The sequence below is a fragment of the Clostridium sp. JNZ J1-5 genome (assembly GCF_053901425.1).
This window is the reverse complement of sequence record NZ_CM132773.1, coordinates 1,430,866-1,447,549: the sequence shown is the minus strand read 5'-3', so window position 1 is coordinate 1,447,549 and position 16,684 is coordinate 1,430,866. Positions and strand designations below refer to the sequence as shown.

Annotated in this window: 16 protein-coding genes; 13 read left to right on the top strand and 3 right to left on the bottom strand. The window is 31.4% G+C overall.

Annotated elements, in window-relative coordinates:
• Positions 1 to 97 precede the first annotated feature (97 nt).
• The gene (locus ACWW38_RS06875; protein ID WP_456260046.1) at positions 98 to 709 is read left to right on the top strand and encodes an IS110 family transposase; all 612 of its coding nucleotides are present in this window, start codon (positions 98 to 100) and stop codon (positions 707 to 709) included.
• Positions 676 to 1,278, top strand: coding sequence for a transposase (locus tag ACWW38_RS06870; RefSeq protein ID WP_456260045.1), 603 nt, complete (start codon positions 676 to 678; stop codon positions 1,276 to 1,278). The genes ACWW38_RS06875 and ACWW38_RS06870 overlap by 34 nt, the downstream gene beginning before the upstream one ends.
• Before the next feature lie 242 nt (positions 1,279 to 1,520).
• On the opposite strand, the gene sdaAA is transcribed toward ACWW38_RS06870, so the two are convergent.
• From sdaAA to ACWW38_RS06855, 3 genes are all read right to left on the bottom strand, one after another.
• The gene (gene sdaAA / locus ACWW38_RS06865; RefSeq protein ID WP_456260044.1) at positions 1,521 to 2,399 is read right to left on the bottom strand and encodes an L-serine ammonia-lyase, iron-sulfur-dependent, subunit alpha; all 879 of its coding nucleotides are present in this window, start codon (positions 2,397 to 2,399) and stop codon (positions 1,521 to 1,523) included.
• Positions 2,400 to 2,402: 3 nt separating this feature from the next.
• Positions 2,403 to 3,086, bottom strand: coding sequence for an L-serine ammonia-lyase, iron-sulfur-dependent subunit beta (sdaAB, locus tag ACWW38_RS06860; protein ID WP_456260043.1), 684 nt, complete (start codon positions 3,084 to 3,086; stop codon positions 2,403 to 2,405).
• A 151-nt stretch (positions 3,087 to 3,237) separates the two neighbouring features.
• Entirely contained in the window at positions 3,238 to 4,422 is a 1,185-nt protein-coding gene (locus ACWW38_RS06855; protein WP_456260042.1) for a dicarboxylate/amino acid:cation symporter, read from the bottom strand.
• Positions 4,423 to 5,100: 678 nt separating this feature from the next.
• On the opposite strand from ACWW38_RS06855, the gene ilvA reads away from it, so the two are divergent.
• The 11 genes from ilvA to alr all read left to right on the top strand — a co-directional run bounded on the left by ilvA (position 5,101) and on the right by alr (position 16,624).
• The gene (gene ilvA / locus ACWW38_RS06850; protein WP_456260041.1) at positions 5,101 to 6,318 is read left to right on the top strand and encodes a threonine ammonia-lyase; all 1,218 of its coding nucleotides are present in this window, start codon (positions 5,101 to 5,103) and stop codon (positions 6,316 to 6,318) included.
• A 307-nt stretch (positions 6,319 to 6,625) separates the two neighbouring features.
• Positions 6,626 to 7,096, top strand: coding sequence for a COG2426 family protein (locus tag ACWW38_RS06845; RefSeq protein WP_456260040.1), 471 nt, complete (start codon positions 6,626 to 6,628; stop codon positions 7,094 to 7,096).
• Between the two features lie 16 nt (positions 7,097 to 7,112).
• Complete coding sequence (locus ACWW38_RS06840; protein ID WP_456260039.1) at positions 7,113 to 8,786, top strand: LytS/YhcK type 5TM receptor domain-containing protein; 1,674 nt, start codon at positions 7,113 to 7,115, stop codon at positions 8,784 to 8,786.
• A 4-nt stretch (positions 8,787 to 8,790) separates the two neighbouring features.
• On the top strand, positions 8,791 to 9,507 hold the full coding sequence (locus ACWW38_RS06835) for a LytR/AlgR family response regulator transcription factor (RefSeq protein WP_456260038.1): 717 nt from the start codon (positions 8,791 to 8,793) through the stop codon (positions 9,505 to 9,507).
• 118 nt (positions 9,508 to 9,625) lie between these two features.
• Positions 9,626 to 11,065 (top strand): carbon starvation CstA family protein, encoded by a 1,440-nt coding sequence (locus ACWW38_RS06830; RefSeq protein ID WP_456260037.1) that lies wholly within the window; start codon positions 9,626 to 9,628, stop codon positions 11,063 to 11,065.
• A gap of 146 nt (positions 11,066 to 11,211) precedes the next feature.
• A complete protein-coding gene (locus ACWW38_RS06825) occupies positions 11,212 to 11,805 on the top strand; it encodes a hypothetical protein (protein ID WP_456260036.1) in 594 nt (197 codons plus the stop codon).
• Positions 11,806 to 12,001: 196 nt separating this feature from the next.
• Positions 12,002 to 12,352, top strand: a complete 351-nt coding sequence (locus tag ACWW38_RS06820) for a DUF6514 family protein (protein ID WP_456260035.1) — start codon at positions 12,002 to 12,004, stop codon at positions 12,350 to 12,352.
• Positions 12,353 to 12,673: 321 nt separating this feature from the next.
• The gene (acpS, locus tag ACWW38_RS06815; protein WP_456260034.1) at positions 12,674 to 13,087 is read left to right on the top strand and encodes a holo-ACP synthase; all 414 of its coding nucleotides are present in this window, start codon (positions 12,674 to 12,676) and stop codon (positions 13,085 to 13,087) included.
• A complete protein-coding gene (locus ACWW38_RS06810; RefSeq protein ID WP_456260431.1) occupies positions 13,050 to 14,555 on the top strand; it encodes an NAD(P)H-hydrate dehydratase in 1,506 nt (501 codons plus the stop codon). Before acpS ends, ACWW38_RS06810 begins: the two co-directional genes overlap by 38 nt.
• 118 nt (positions 14,556 to 14,673) lie before the next feature.
• Positions 14,674 to 15,339 (top strand): germination lipoprotein GerS-related protein, encoded by a 666-nt coding sequence (locus ACWW38_RS06805; RefSeq protein WP_456260033.1) that lies wholly within the window; start codon positions 14,674 to 14,676, stop codon positions 15,337 to 15,339.
• 121 nt (positions 15,340 to 15,460) lie between these two features.
• Positions 15,461 to 16,624 carry an alanine racemase gene (gene alr, locus ACWW38_RS06800; protein WP_456260032.1) on the top strand — a complete coding sequence of 388 codons (1,164 nt, stop codon included), beginning with the start codon at positions 15,461 to 15,463 and terminating at the stop codon, positions 16,622 to 16,624.
• The last annotated feature ends 60 nt before the right edge of the window (positions 16,625 to 16,684 follow it).

The following is a 16,684-nucleotide window of genomic DNA, read 5'->3' as shown; positions in this document are numbered from 1 at the left end:
AATTAGTTAGATAACGCATGACGTTTTATATAGAGCAAGGATACATTTAGCATAAAGTGAGTGGAACATAGCGGACTAAACTATAAGGAGTGTTCTTATGATTTATATTGGAATCGATGTAGCTAAAGAGAAGCATGACTGCTGTATCGTTGATTCAGATGGTGTTATTATTAATGATTCTTTACGTATATCCAATTCTCGTGAAGGCTTTGAATTGCTCTATTCAACAATTCTTGCTGCTCTACCTGACAGGAATATTTCTAACGTAAAAATAGGACTTGAATCAACAGGTCATTATAGCACTAATCTCCAAAACTTTTTGTATTCTAAAGGCCTCAAGCTCTCTATTCTTAATCCTTTAGCTACAAATCTTTTCCGTAAGGCTCAAACCCTTAGGAAAACCAAGACCGATAAAACGGATGCATTAGTTATTGCTAAAATGCTTTTTTCTGATGACACAAAATCCTATTCACCAGTATCATATCAGATTCAAGAGCTAAAGTCACTAACTAGGCATAGATATCGTTTAATCGGTTATAGGGGAAAATTAAAAATATCACTAACAAGGCTAATTGATATCATTTTCCCCGAATTACCTAAACACGTTTGGTCAATTCATCAAAGTTCCTCTTATTGCCTCCTGTCGGAGTTACCTAGTCCGGAGGACGTGGCTAATTGCCATCTCACACTAAGCTTACTAGTATTCTAAGTAAGGCTTCTAGGGGCAAATATGGAAAAAATAAAGCTACCGCTTTAAAAGAAGCCGCTAGGCATTCAATTGGAACTAGCACAAGATCTTTATCTTTTGAATTACAACAAACTATTAGGTTAATTCAATCAGTTCAAGCTGAGATTGATGCTTTAGACTTTCAAATAAAAGAAGTCGTTATCGAAATTAACTCTCCAATAATGAGTATTCCAGGTATATCATATATTCTAGCAGCAATAATACTTTCTGAAATTGGAGATATAGAAAAATTCACAAATCCAGCTAAACTTTTAGCTTTTGCTGGGTTAGATCCTTCTACTTATCAATCTGGCAAATATAGTGCTTCTCATACACCGATGGTAAAACGTGGCTCTACGTATCTTCGTTGGGCTATTTTTACCGCATCTAGAACTGTTTCTATGAGAGATACAACTTTCTCAGCATATTTATCAAAGAAACAGGCAGAAGGTAAGCATTACTATGTTGCTATGAGCCATGTTTCTAAAAAACTGATACGTGTAATATTTTATCTTTTAAAAACCAATACAACATTTGTTCCACAAATGTAATCCTATTTTTTTAAGAGCAACTCAGTTGCTTTATTTGTCATGCACTTTTTTAAGAAACTAAAAATATAACTTTTCTTTTAAAATTACCTTGACTTCATATAGTTAGTCTAATTTAAGGTACTAAAAGTTAGAAGTTATATAATTCATTAAGAGAATTTTGAGCAAGTCTTAGAACTTATTAACGTAGCGAAGATTCTCTGTTGAATTATATAACTTCGATTTTTAGCACCTTATTTTGCGTATTAAAGATTTCCAAAAACTTGTTCTTTCAATTTAAGTCCTGTAGGAGTTATAGCAAGGCCTCCTTCAGCAGTTTCACGAAGCTCACAAGGAAGTTGTTTTCCTACCTTATACATAGCTAAAACTGTTTCATCAAAAGGAATCTTACTTTCTACTCCACTCATAGCCATATCTGCTGCAGTAAGAGCAGATACAGTACCAGATGCATTTCGTTTAGCACATGGAATTTCAACCAGTCCTGCAACTGGGTCACAAACTAAACCTAATATATTTTTTAGTACTATAGCACCAGCATCTAAAGCTTGCTTTACAGTACCTCCCATCATTTCTACTACTGCAGCAGCAGCCATAGCTGATGCTGATCCACACTCAGCTTGACAACCGCCTTCTGCACCGGATACTGTTGCGTTTTTAGCTATAAGCATGCCTATACCAGAAGTTGTTAATAGTGCCTTTACTAAGTCATCTTCTGATTTATTTAACATTTCACCGGCTGATACAATTACAGCAGGAACAATACCACAAGAACCAGCTGTTGGACAAGCAACTATTTTTCCCATGGCTGCATTAACTTCTGAGCAGGATATAGCTCTTGCCATAGCTTTAACCATGAATTTGCTTGTTAATGGATTGCCTTCTTCAGCATATTTATTAAGTTTAATAGCATCTCCGCCAATTAGTCCGCTGACAGATCTTACGTCATGTTCTAATGCATAGCTTGCAGAGTGCTGCATAACATGAAGGCTTTTTCTCATCTTTTCGAAGACCTCTTCTGCAGAAAGCCCACTGTTTTCAACTTCTGATTGTAAAGTATATTCCCATATAGTGCAATTTTCTTTTTTACAAATCTCAATAAGTTCAACTCCGCTATTAACAAACATAGACTATTTTTCTCCTTCTGATATTGGATTTATTACTTTTATATTTTCAATTTCAGGTATTTCTTTTATTTTTTCAATTATATAATTGGGTATAATGTTGTCAGTCTCAATAGCCATTGTAGCTTTTAAGCCTTTGCTATTTCTATATACTTTCATAGAACCTATATTTATATTTTCCATATATAGCATTGTAGTAATTTTTGAGATTACTCCAGGAGTATCTTTATGGTTAGTTATTAGAGTAGGGTAATCACCTCTAAATTCTACAGATTGACCTTCTACGTTAAATATTAAAATATTTCCTCCTCCAATAGAAGAACCAGTAATATCAGATATAGTACCATCTTTTCTAGTTATTATAAATTTAACTGTATTAGGATGCACGTCTCCTAAATCTGCTTCTTTGAATGCAATTTCAATGCCTTTTTTTTCGGCTAATGAAAAAGAATTTTTAAGATTTTCATCCCAAGGATCCATCTTTAATATTCCTGCAACTAAAGCTTTGTCGGTTCCGTGTCCTTTATATGTTTTTGCAAAGGAACCGTGAAGCAAAAATTCAACTTTTTTAATATCACTTCCGCATATAAGACTCGCCAGTTTAGCAAGTCGTGCAGCACCTGCAGTATGAGAACTGGAAGGGCCTATCATTATGGGGCCTACTATATCAAATATGCTATAGTTATTCATTTGATTAATCTCCTTTAATATTGATGTTATTTTATTAATTTCCAATAGAATAATTAATATTCTAAATCTATTATAATTAATAAATTTAGATTTTTATACAATTATCCCTCCTATTTATAATAAGAGGGATAATAATTTAATAATATTTTATTTATGCAATTTTATTTGTGCTTGAAGAGTCACTCCATTTATCTTGTAAAGAATCAACTATCATTGCAACGGCTTGGTCACCTGAAACGTTACAAGCAGTACCAAAGCTGTCTTGAGCTATATATAAAGCTATCATTAAAGCTGTCATTGGTTCAGTAAAGCCCAATATTGCTTTTAGGGGTCCTAAAGCTGCCATTATAGCTCCACCTGGAACACCAGGGGCAGCAACCATTGTAACACCTAACATTGCTATAAATCCTATTATCGTACTCATGCTTAAAGTCATACCATTTAACATTGCTACAGCCATTGCACAAGTTGTAATAGTCATTGTGCTTCCTGATAAGTGGCAAGTAGCACAAAGAGGTATAACAAATTCTCTAATTCCTTTACTTGTTCCCATCTCTTTTGCACATTCTAAGTTTACAGGAATAGTAGCAGCAGAGGATTGAGTTCCAAGAGCTGTTAAATATGCTTTAGTTTGAATTTTTAATGATGTAAATACATTTTTCTTGTTGAAAGCACATCCAATCATAAATTGGAAAATAATCATAGTAATGTGAAGAACAATTACTATTAAAAATGCTTTCCAGAACACAGAGAATACAGTTGTAGCTTCTCCAGTATAAGACATGTTAGCAAATATTCCACATATGTGAATAGGTAATAAAGGAATAATTACTTTTTCAATAGTAGAAGATATTATTTCTTGGAATCCGATAAATGCATCTTTTAATACCTTGTTTTGAACCTTTGCAATACCAAGTCCTAATATAAAAGCTAATATAAGAGCTGCAGTAACATCTGCTATAGGAGTCATTTGAATTGTAAAATAAGGTTGTAAAGCTTTTTTAGCTTCTGAAACATGACTCAAAGTATCTGATGTTATTATTCTAGGTAATAGGGCTTTTCCTACAACTAGTGCATATGCTCCTGAAAGTAAAGTAAATACATATGCAAGAAGAACTGTGATCCCTAAAAGCTTACCAGCGCCTGTTCCAAGATCTGCAATACCAGCAACTATAAAACCTATAATAATTAGTGGAATTGCAAAACCTAAAAAGTTTCCGAAGATAGAAGAAAATGTAGTAAATATTCTAGTAAACCCTACTGGTGCATAGCTACCAATGATAATACCAAGTATAATTGCAATAATAATTCTAGGTATTAATCCTAACTTTTTCATATATACTCCCCCTTAAATAAATTAATTGTGGTTATTTTGAAAATATAAATTTATATAAAATTATAAATTTAACTATGTAATTGAAAAGGAATACTATGAATTATATTATTCAAATTCTGCTTATAATCAGTAAAATGAATGATATAATTCAAATATGTTTTTTTTATTTGTCTTTGACTGGAAGATGAATGTCCGTAGTTTTTAAAATTCATAATTGGAATTAAAAACAACTAGAAAAAATCATATAAAAATAGACAATAAAGTTATAAATGTAAGAACGTTTACAATTGGAAGTATATCATAGTAATAAATCTATTTCAATAAAGTTTTAAAAAAATGTGAGTGAAGTTTAAAATATGTATGTGTATCAAATACAAGTGTATGCGGTTAAATCCTCTATTTTTAAGGTGGTGGATAAATAAGGGAACGTGTGTTTTTCAATGAAATACACACGTTTGGTGTAGAAAAAATTTGAACTTTTTTAATAAAAAGTAGTGACATTTAAATAATTTGAACTATAATTAAAATTAAGAAAAGGTTTTACAAGCTATTAAAAAAATAACATAAATGAAATTATTAAATGAATAAATTGCATTATATTTAATATTCTGAAAATTATTTCATAGGGTATTCTTTAATAAATAGTAGTGAAACCATTTAGAGTTAGGGGGAGTATACGTGGCATTAGATTTAAGCAAAATAAAACAAGCACAAAAGAATATTGAAGGAGTAGCAAGGAGAACTCCATTATTTTATTCAAGTACATTTTCAAAACAAAGTGGATATGAAATCTACTTAAAGTGCGAAAATAAACAAAAAACAGGAGCTTTTAAGTTAAGAGGAGCTTACAATAAAATAATGACTTTAACACAGGAAGAGAAAGACAGAGGAGTGCTAGCATCATCAGCAGGAAATCATGCACAAGGGGTAGCATATGCAGCAACTGCCTGTGGAATTAAATCTACAATAGTTATGCCTGCTACTGCACCACAAGCTAAAGTAGAAGCAACAAAAGGGTATGGTGCTGAAGTAATTCAATTTGGAGAAGTTTATGATGAATGTTATGAAAAAGCTGTAGAAGTTCAAAAAGAAACAGGAGCTACTTTTGTACATCCTTTTAATGACGAAGAAGTTATGGCTGGACAAGGTACTATTGGCCTTGAAATCCTAGAAGATTTGCCAGATGTCGATGCTATACTTGTACCAATTGGTGGCGGCGGATTGATAGCTGGAATAGCTGTAGCAGCAAAATCTATAAAACCTAGCGTTAAGATAATAGGTGTGCAAGCAGAAATAATTGCTTCAAGTAAAGCTTCTTTAGAAGCTGGAAAAGTAGTAACAGTAGAAGGTACTAAATCATTAGCAGATGGTATATCTGTTAAAACACCTGGTGAACTTAGTTTTAAATATATGAAAGAGTATGTTGATGAAATAATAACAGTTTCTGAAGATGAAATATCTTATGCTGCCTTTGCACTTATGGAAAGAAGCAAGTTAATATCAGAAGGAGCAGGTGCTACACCATTGGCAGCAGTGCTAGCAAACAAAGTTAAAGTAGATGGCAAAAAAATTGCCGTGTTAGTTAGTGGCGGAAATATCGATATAGCCATGGTATCAAAAATAATAAATAGAGAATTAATATTACAAAAAAGAAGATTATGTTTTACTGTAGAATTACAAGATAAAGTTGGCCAATTAGGAGGACTTATCAATCACATTGGTAAATTAGGAGCTAATATTGTAACAGTAAGACAGGAGAAGAACTGGGAAGAAAAAGGACTTGATTTTGCAAATGTAACTTTCCAAATCGAATCTCAATCAAAGGAACATTCAAGAGAGATAATGAATGAATTAAAAGAAAGTGGATATAAATTAGAAAATGTAAATTTATTCTAAATTATTAATCTAGAAATATAATATTACTAATCCAGAAGTAAAATATGATACTATTATAATAGTGCATTCTAAAACTAGGCTTTCGCCTAGTTTTTTGTTTGCACTAAAAATTATAAAAAAATTCGTATCCTAGCTAGAAAGTCTAGAGTATATTTGTATACAGGTTGGTTTTTGCATATTAAGACTTAACTATTTGTTATATTATATGGTAATATAAAGTGAAACTTAATTCAGTCTAAACCTTAATATCTACTAATGTGATATGAAAAAGCAAATTACATAAATTAAAGTTAAGAGAGGAAAGTATATGAGTAAATTATTAAAAGTTTTTTTATTATCAGCAGTGCCTATAGTGGAACAAAGAGGGGCAATACCCCTAGGAATAAATATGTATAATTTAGATCCAGCTTTAGTTTTTTTAGTAAGCTTTTTAGGTAGCATGCTTCCAGCGCCTTTTATACTTTTACTATTTAATAGAATATTTGAATGGATGAAAAAGTATAAATTTTTCAGCAAAATTAATGAATTTATAGAGAAAAAAATAGATAAAAATTCAGCTAAGTTGGAAAAATATAAAGAAATTGGACTAATTACATTTATAGCAATACCGCTTCCTACAACAGGAGTATGGACAGGAACAGCTGTAGCAGCTTTTTTAAAGTTAAATTTTAAAAAGTCTATGTTTTGCGCCGCAGTAGGTGCGTTAATCTCAGCCTTTGTTTTGGCAGTAGGATTTTCAGTGTTTCCTGCAATTTTCTCAGCTGTTTTTGGTTCTTAAGAATGGAGTGTAAAATTTGATAGAACTTATTAAAAATCTTTCAAATAATATGGGCTATGTAATATTAATTGCCTTTATTATTTCTCAATCAAATAGCTTCAAAAAAATAATACAAAAAGACAGATTTAGAAAAAAAGATTTAATAATTTTATCTACCATATTTGCTGCCTTTGGGATATTAGGGACATATATAGGAACGGAAATAAATGGAGCCATAGCTAATACTAGGATTATAGGAGTTATGGCAGGAGGAATATTATGTGGACCTTTCGTTGGTACAGTGTCCGGAGTTGCAGCAGGACTGCATAGACTGATAATGGGAGTTGGGGAAATTACAGCTATACCATGTTCTATTAGTACAGTTATATCAGGAGTAGTTGCAGGTATTTGTTATAAAAAATCAAATAAAAATAATAGATGGATATATGGACTAGTTGGCGGAGTTATCATGCAAAGTTTAGAGATGCTTCTAATATTGATAATGTCTAAACCCTTTCCTGTAGCACTGGGTATTGTAAAAAACATATACATACCTATGGGCTTTACAAATGCTATAGGTATTTCTATATTGGTTTTGCTAATACAGAATATATTTGAAGAAAAAGAAGAAATAGCGGCAAAGCAAGCTCAAATCGCTTTGGAGATTGCTAATAAAACCCTGCCTTATTTTAGAGATTTTGAAAACAATTCTATGGAGAAGGTTTGTGAAATAATAAGAGATTCTATAAAGGCAGATGCTGTATCCATTACTGATAAAAACTACATTTTAGCCCATGTCGGCATGGGATCTGACCATCATTCTAAAGGTATGAAGATATTAACCGGTGCAACTGAAAAAGTAATAAAGTATGGTGAGATTTTAGAAATCACAAATGCAAAACAAATAGGATGTTCTTGTGATTACTGTCCATTAAAATCAGGAATAGTTGTTCCTTTGAAACAAGGAGAAGAGATAATAGGAGCGTTAAAGATATATTATGCAGAAGAGGATGCCATATCTTTTAGGAATAAGAATCTAGCAATAGGTCTTTCTCAAATAATTTCTACTCAATTAGAGATAAGTAAGCTTAGTAAGCTAAAAGAAATGGCTAATAGGGCAGAAATAAAAGCTCTACAAGCTCAAATTAATCCACATTTTCTTTTTAATGCATTAAACACAATTGTGTCTTTTGTACGTATTGATCCTAATAAGGCTAGAGAAATTATAATAAATTTGTCCACATATCTAAGATATAATTTAGAGATGGGGGATAATTTGGTTGATATTTACAGAGAATTAGAACAGGTTAAAGCCTACGTGGAAGTTGAAAAAGCAAGATTTGGAGAAAAATTAAATGTAATATATAATATAGATGATGATATAGATATAAAAATACCAAGTTTGATAATACAACCTATAGTTGAAAATTCAATTAAGCATGGAATTCTTCAAGGAGATAAAAAAGGTACAGTAAAAATTAATATTAAGAAAATAAAAAACGATGAAGTAAAAGTGATTATAGAAGATGACGGCATAGGAATTCCAGAAGAGGTAATACAGCAGGTATATGACGGAACTGTAAAGGAAAACAAAATAGGAATTGCAAATGTTAATAACAGATTAAAATTACTATATGGAATAGGACTTTATATGGAGCGTTTAGAAAGAGGTACTAGAACTACTTTTGTTGTAAAAACCTTGAAAGGATGATTTTATGAATTGTATAGTTGTGGATGACGAATATCCAGCAAGAGAAGAATTGAAGCATTTCATAGAGGAATTTAGCGGCATCAAAATTGAAGGGGAATTTGACGACTCTATTAAAGCATTAGAATATATTGAAAAAAGCAAGCCGGATGTAGTGTTTTTAGACATAAGTATGCCTAAATTAGATGGAATGGCTTTAGGGAGAATAATTAATAACTTTGAAAAAAGAATAATTGTTGTGTTTATAACAGCACATAGAGAACATGCAGTTGATGCTTTTGAAATAGAGGCTTTTGATTATATATTAAAGCCCTATTCTGAGGAAAGAATCATTAATACATTAAGAAAGTTAGAAAAGTTGGGAGCTGAAAAAGACCTTTCTAATAAATGCATAAATAATAAAATTACACTAAGAAAAAATAATAAATTAAAAGTAATAAATGTATGTGATATTTGCTATTGTGAGGCTCAAGAAAGAGAGACTTTAGTATATATTAATAACGATAAGTTTGTTGAACACTGCAGCATTTCAGATTTTTATAAAAGGCTTCCAGAGGATACTTTTTTTAGAACACATCGGTCTTATATAGTTAATTTAGATAAAATAACAGAAATAATACCATGGTTTAATAATACTTATATGATAAAACTTAAAGGAATTGAAGAAGAAATTCCTGTAAGCCGAAATAATATTAATAATTTTAAGCACTTAATGGGCATATAAATGCACCTTATGTGCTTTTTTTGCTTTTTAATGCGCTAAATGGTAAAAAAATATGCTCCTCTATTATAATTTAATTAGAAAGAAAATTAAGAAAATTATTATATAGGAGGAAAAGAGAATGGTATCATTTATTTTATCTATTATTGCTTTAATAGTGGGCTATTTTATTTATGGTAAGGTTACTGAAAAGTTTTTTGGTGCAGATGACAACATAGAAACACCAGCAATAAGGCTTGAAGATGGAGTAGACTTTGTTGCAATGCCAGTGTGGAAGATATTCCTAATTCAATTTTTAAACATAGCAGGACTTGGACCGATATTTGGAGCTATAGCTGGAGCAATGTGGGGACCAGCAGCATTTTTATGGATTGTATTTGGATGTATATTTGCAGGGGCAGTACATGATTATTTTTCAGGTATGTTATCAGTAAGACATGATGGTGCTAGTATACCAGAAGTTGTTGGTAGATACATGGGAAATGGGTTTAAACAATTTATGAGAGTATTTTCAGTTATTCTTCTTATACTAGTAGGTGTTGTATTCGTTACAGGACCAGCGGGAATATTAAATGGACTAGTACCAAATGTAAGTATGAAAACTTTCTTATATATAATTTTTGGGTACTATCTTCTAGCTACTATGGTTCCTATAGATAAGTTAATAGGAAAGATATATCCTATCTTTGGAATATGTCTATTGATAATGGCTGTAGGAGTTGGTGGTGCTCTAATAATTGGAGGATATCCTATTCCAGAAGTTGCTGGTAATTTGACAAATATGCATGTTAAACCGGAAAGTTATCCATTATTTCCCATGCTATTTATAACAATTGCCTGTGGCGCTATTTCTGGATTCCATTCAACTCAATCACCTCTAATGGCTAGATGCATAACAAAAGAAAGCCAAGGAAGAAAAATATTCTTTGGTTCTATGATAGCAGAAGGTATAGTTGCTTTAATATGGGCAGCAGCAGCAATGAGCTTCTTTGGCGGAGTTGATGGGCTATCAAACTTTATGGCTGCAAATAAAAATAACGCAGGCTTAGTAGTTAACACTATAAGCAAAAGCTTGCTAGGACCTATAGGTGGAACATTAGCTATATTAGGAGTTGTAGCATGCCCTATAACATCAGGAGATACAGCTTTCAGAAGTGCTAGACTTACCATAGCTGATTCTATAAACTTTAAGCAAGGACCAATTAAAAATAGATTTATGATTAGTATTCCTCTATTTGCAATAGGATTTGCATTAACTAAAATAGACTTTGCTATAGTTTGGAGATACTTTGGCTGGTCAAATCAAACTTTAGCAACAATAGTACTTTGGACTGCAGCTATGTACTTAGTTAATATCGGAAGAAGTCATTGGATGGCAACAGTCCCAGCTACATTCATGACAGCTGTATGTACTACTTATATAATGGTTGCCCCAGAAGGATTTAAGTTATCAATGAGCGTAGGATTGCCAACTGGAATTATAGCGGCTATATTAGCTTTAATATGCTTCTCAGTAGCAGCTAAAAAGGTAAAATCACAAGCCAGTGCAAGTTTACAATAATTTAAAATAATAATTAAACTACACAGAAGTGTCATCTTAGTAAAATGCTAAGGTGGCACTTTTTAATTTGTTCCGTGAATAATTTTTCATATCAACGCCAAAATAAAGATGTGTATCCATAAAAGTTGATAATGAGGAGTGTTTATATGGGTGATAAAGAACATCTAAAAAGAAATTATAAGAGCTTTAGTGAATTTTTGTCAGTAGTATGTTCTAGAGAATTAGAGTATTTCATTTTAGATTCAAAATTTACAAGTGCTTTTAATTATAGACTGAAGAAGTTGATTGAAGAAGTTAAAAAGGAAGGAAAAGATGACATAGAATTTAGTGTGATTTTTAATACGCAAGGTGAAGTAGTTTTAATAGATGCAAATATAATAGGTGGGTATGTAAGTAATAATTATAGTGTATCAATGGATAAGTTTTATAAAGGAGCAGCTTTAAATAAAATCATTAGAGAAGTAATAAATGGAAATGAAAAGTCTAAAAAGGATTTTATAATCATTTCTTATGACATAATATACAAAACACTAGAGGAATTATATAAAGATATAAAATATAAAAAAGAAATTTTGAATACTTATGTAGAAAAATACAATTTAGAAGGCTTTAAAAAAGAAAGAATACCTATAGTTGTAGCAGTATTACTTATAATGGAGGACATATGTAAGTACTTATCATTTGATGATTACATATTAAAAGATAGTATTGACAAGATAATTTCTTCAAAAAGAGTATGAGTTTATTCGACAATTTAACCAATAGTTAATATTTCCTAATAATAAAAAAGGAATATAAAATGATATTAAAAAAGATTAAAGGGTGTTATTGTCATAACTTAGAGATAAAAATATATTTTCACATTGTACAAATTGACATGTTTTTTATACTGAAAGTGATAATATGATTTTATACTATTGTCGGGGGGGAAGTACAATGTTAGTTGTAGAGAATTTATGTAGAAGCGAAATTTGTGATAATGTACAGTATAATTATTCATACAGAATAATTAAGGACAAAGTTAGTTTTTCGGAATATGATAAGTTGGAAATTCAATCTTACGGCATTGAGGTTGAAAGACAGGACATAGTGGACGGTAAATTAACTGAGGTAGAAAGAGATTCTATTAAATGTATAAGTCCTCATAGACACAAAGTGCATAATCTAGCAAAAATGCTTTATGATAATATAGTATCACCACTCCATCTAGTAGATATTTTAGGGGAATATATAGATGAATACATAACAGATTTTGATGAAATTTTGAAGGATATATACATATGTTAAAAAAAGGAGGATATCCTCCTTTTTTATTTTTGGAATTCTTTATCCGATGACTACCCGATCTAATACTCCCGTCGCACTCTGTGAAAGCGATTCGCACCAAATCGAAGATTTGGACTCTCTGCTTTTTTTCAAAGTGGGAGTAAAGAGCGGCTACGTCCCTGGATAACGAGTTCCCCTAAAGGATAACGACTTCTAAGGAGTGAAACTCCTAAGAATTCTGTTAATAAGCTTCAGTGGGCGTAAAAATTCCCTCTGAAGCTTAGAACTCTGTTTATAAAAAATATGTTTGGGTGTAAAATAATTTTGCAGGAGGTGTAATTATTGATTATTGGAATTGGAACGGATATAGTAGAGATAACAAGAATACAAAAGGCTATGGACAGAAATCCTAATTTCGTAAATAAACTCTTTACTAAAAATGAAATTGAATATTTAAAGAGTAGAAATATGAGGTCAGAGTTTGTGGCTGGCAAATTTGCTGCAAAAGAAGCGGTAGCTAAAGCACTTGGAACAGGATTTAGAGAATTTGATTTTAGAGATATAGAAATAGATAAGACTGCATTAGGAAAACCCATAGTAATACTTAGAGGAAAAGCGAAAAAGATAGATAAAAGGCTTGGAAAATATAAAATACATTTAAGCATATCTCACAGCAAAGAGAATGCGATTGCCTATGCTATTTTGGAGGGAATAGATGATGGAAATTGTTGTAGCAGAGAAGATGAGGGAAATTGATAATTTTTGTATAGAAAATCTAGGAATACCTAGTATGGTTTTGATGGAGAATGCTGCTTTAAAAGTATTAAATAATATAGAGCTGGACAAATATGAAGATTTTATAATTATATCTGGAAGTGGGAATAATGGCGGAGATGGACTAGCACTTGCAAGGCACTTACATGTATTAGAAAAAAAAGTAGAAGTGTTCATAATTGGACAAAAGGATAAGTTGAGCAAAGACTGCCAAGAAAATTATAAAATACTTATAAATATGGGAATTGATATTAAGTTTATAGAGGATTATAGTGACATTAATGATTTAGAGTTTAGTATAGATAAGCATAAAATTATAGTGGATTCTATATTTGGAACAGGACTTTCAAGGGAAGTAAAGGGAGTACATGAACAAGTTATCTTATTAGTAAACAAACGCAGTTCTTACGTAATTTCAATAGATGTGCCTTCAGGGTTAAATTCCGATACAGGGGAGATATTAGGCTGTTGTATAAAAGCAAATAAGACTATCTCATTTCAATATTTTAAGCGAGGTTTCTTAAGATATGGAACAGAAAAATATACAGGGGAAATTGTAATTGAAAACATAGGGATACCAAAGTTTATTGGAGAAAAATTTTTAACTAATGAACATATTATTGAGCTTAATATGGTAAAAAAAGCTATTCCTATAAGAAAAAAATATTCTCATAAGGGTACTTTTGGAAGAGTTTCGATAGTAGCTGGATCACAAGGATTTACAGGTGCAGCATTTATTTCAACGGAATCTGCTGTAAGAAGTGGAGCAGGACTCGTAACTTTATGCTGCAATGAGAGTATTCAGGACATTATGAGTAGTAAGTTAGTGGAAGCTATGACGGTATCGTTTAAGAATAAAGAAAAATTAAATGAGATTTTATCCAAAAGTAATGCTATTGCTGTGGGACCGGGTATGGGAAATAATGATGGAACTTTAAAAATAGTAAAGGACATAATACAATATACAAAATGTCCATTAGTTATTGATGCAGATGGTATAAATGTTTTGAAGAATAATTTAAATTTACTAAAGGAAAAGAACAAAAGTATTGTATTAACTCCGCATCTAGGGGAAATGTCAACAATAACAGGTATACCAGTTGATAAGATAGAAAGGAACAGAGTGGACATTGCCAAGGCATTTGCAAAAGAATATAATGTTATATTATTGCTAAAGGGTTACAATACGATAATTACAGATGGAGAAACAGTTATGGTAAATACTACAGGAAATAGTGCCATGGCGTCAGGTGGTATGGGTGACTGTCTAACCGGAATAATAACTTCTCTTATAGCACAGGGACTTAGTGAATTTGAAGCAGCTTATGTGGGAGCTTACATCCATGGGTATTGTGGAGATAAATTAGCAGTGAATAAGTATTGTGTTAATGCTTCACACATGTTGGATGAAATTCCAGAAGCGATAAAAGAAATTCAAACATCTTTATAATATAAGAAAGCTGCGTCACAACTTTCTTATATTGCCAACTAAATATATCCAATAAATAGAATATTAAAGAGAAATTTAGAATAGTATTAATAACGTAAGTTATTTCAGGAGGCAATAAATGAAAAAGAGATTATTAATACTATGTATTGTTTTGGGAATTTTACTGTTGTTTTGTTCTTGTAAGAAAAAAGAGAGAAACCCTAATACGGCTATTGAGTATTTAAAAAACTTAAATAGCTATACATGTGATGTAAATTTACATATTAAGAATAGTAAACAAGAGATAGATAAAGAGTGCAAGCAATTTTATCATAACAAATATGGAAATAGGCTAGATATAAACAAGGATAGAGTATTAATATACAATGAAAAAGATATAAGAGTAAATGATTTAAACAATAACATGAATTATATTTTAGAGAAAGAGTTTGATAGTGTTTATAAATTAAGCTTTATTCAGGAATATATAGGGTTACTATATACAGATGAAGAGATTAGCAATTCTTTTAAAAAAATAGGGGATAGAGAATACCAGCTTGTACGTCTTACTATTCCGGGAAATAATAGAAATATTAATAAAGCAGTTATGTATATTAATTTAGAAAATAATTATCCAGAAAAAGTATTAATATACGATTCAAAGGATAATGAAATATTAAGTTTTACATACAGTAATTTTATGCCAAATCCAGAAATACAAAAAGAAATATTTTATCTGACGACTACCATCCGTAATACTCCCACTTCTAAAGTGGGAGGTAACGGCTGCTACGTCTCTAGATAAGGGCTTCTAAGCTTCAGGTGGAGAAAAAAACTCCATCTGAAGCCAAGAATCCTCTTTATATACAAAAAACTAAGGAGTAAAGGGAAGCTGTATAGGGAATCCCTGGTTTGGAGGTAATATAATGTTTAAGCATTTAAGGCCTGTATGGGCTGAAATAAACCTAGATAATTTAGCTTTTAATATGAGACAAATAAGGAGCAAGGCAAAGAGTAAAGACATTATTGCGGTAGTAAAAGCTGATGCTTATGGACATGGAGCTCTAGATATTGCGCCAGTACTTTTAGAAAATGGAGCAACTAGTTTAGCAGTAGCTGTAGTAAGTGAAGGAGTGGAATTAAGAAGAGGGGGAATAGAATGCCCTATTATGGTTCTAGGGTTTACGCCACCAAGTTTGATGGATGATTTAGTTAAATATGATATTCAGCAAACAGTATTTTCTTATAGTTATGCTAAAGAACTTTCAGCAATTGCTGAAAAAAATCACAAAAAAGCTAGAATACATATAGCTGTGGATACAGGTATGGGAAGAATAGGATTTATGCCTAATAAGGAAAGTGTAGAAGAGGTATTAAAAATAAGCAAACTGCCTAATATAGAGGTGCAAGGGATATTTTCCCATTTTTCTACTGCAGATGAGAAAGATAAAGAATATACTGATTATCAACTTTCTAAATTTAATGAATTTTACGATGAATTAAGCAAAGTTGGAGTAAAAATTAAAATTAGGCATATAGCTAATAGCGCAGCTATAATTGAATTACCAAAAACACATTTTGAAGCTGTAAGGCCAGGAATAATACTATATGGATACTATCCTTCAGAGGAAGTAGATAAAAGCAATATACAATTAAAACCTGTTATGGAGTTAAAAACGAATATAGCCCACATAAAAAAGATACCTTCAGGGTATTATATAAGCTATGGAAGAAAGTTTAAGAGCACTAGGGAGACTGTTGTTGCAACACTTCCAGTTGGATATGCCGATGGATACACTAGATTATTATTTAATAAAGCAAAAGTTATAATAAATGGTCAATTTGCGCCAGTGGTAGGACGAATTTGTATGGATCAATGTATGGTAGACGTTACGAATATAAAAGGGGAAATTAAAGTAGGAGATGAAGTGATTCTTATAGGCGAAAAAGGTGGGATATCAATAAATGCAGACCATATCGCAGAAATGTTAGGCACCATTAATTATGAAGTAGTTTGCATGATAAGTAAAAGAGTTCCTAGAGTATACATAAAAGATGGAGAAGTTGTAAAAATAAGAAATTATGTGTAACTAAATTTAAGATTGGTTAGAATTACATAAGGTATAAAAGATAAAAAACCGTGGTTTTCT

Bases quoted from the DNA above. Each gene is read 5' to 3' on its own strand.
- ACWW38_RS06845 (WP_456260040.1), top strand. From the start codon at position 6,626: ATGAGTAAATTATTAAAAGTTTTTTTATTATCAGCAGTGCCTATAGTG.
- ACWW38_RS06835 (WP_456260038.1), top strand. From the start codon at position 8,791: ATGAATTGTATAGTTGTGGATGACGAATATCCAGCAAGAGAAGAATTG.
- sdaAA (WP_456260044.1), bottom strand. From the start codon at position 2,399: ATGTTTGTTAATAGCGGAGTTGAACTTATTGAGATTTGTAAAAAAGAA.
- alr (WP_456260032.1), top strand. From the start codon at position 15,461: ATGTTTAAGCATTTAAGGCCTGTATGGGCTGAAATAAACCTAGATAAT.
- ACWW38_RS06855 (WP_456260042.1), bottom strand. From the start codon at position 4,422: ATGAAAAAGTTAGGATTAATACCTAGAATTATTATTGCAATTATACTT.
- ACWW38_RS06805 (WP_456260033.1), top strand. From the start codon at position 14,674: ATGAAAAAGAGATTATTAATACTATGTATTGTTTTGGGAATTTTACTG.
- ACWW38_RS06810 (WP_456260431.1), top strand. From the start codon at position 13,050: ATGGAAATTGTTGTAGCAGAGAAGATGAGGGAAATTGATAATTTTTGT.
- sdaAB (WP_456260043.1), bottom strand. From the start codon at position 3,086: ATGAATAACTATAGCATATTTGATATAGTAGGCCCCATAATGATAGGC.
- ACWW38_RS06875 (WP_456260046.1), top strand. From the start codon at position 98: ATGATTTATATTGGAATCGATGTAGCTAAAGAGAAGCATGACTGCTGT.
- ACWW38_RS06825 (WP_456260036.1), top strand. From the start codon at position 11,212: ATGGGTGATAAAGAACATCTAAAAAGAAATTATAAGAGCTTTAGTGAA.
- ACWW38_RS06820 (WP_456260035.1), top strand. From the start codon at position 12,002: ATGTTAGTTGTAGAGAATTTATGTAGAAGCGAAATTTGTGATAATGTA.
- ACWW38_RS06830 (WP_456260037.1), top strand. From the start codon at position 9,626: ATGGTATCATTTATTTTATCTATTATTGCTTTAATAGTGGGCTATTTT.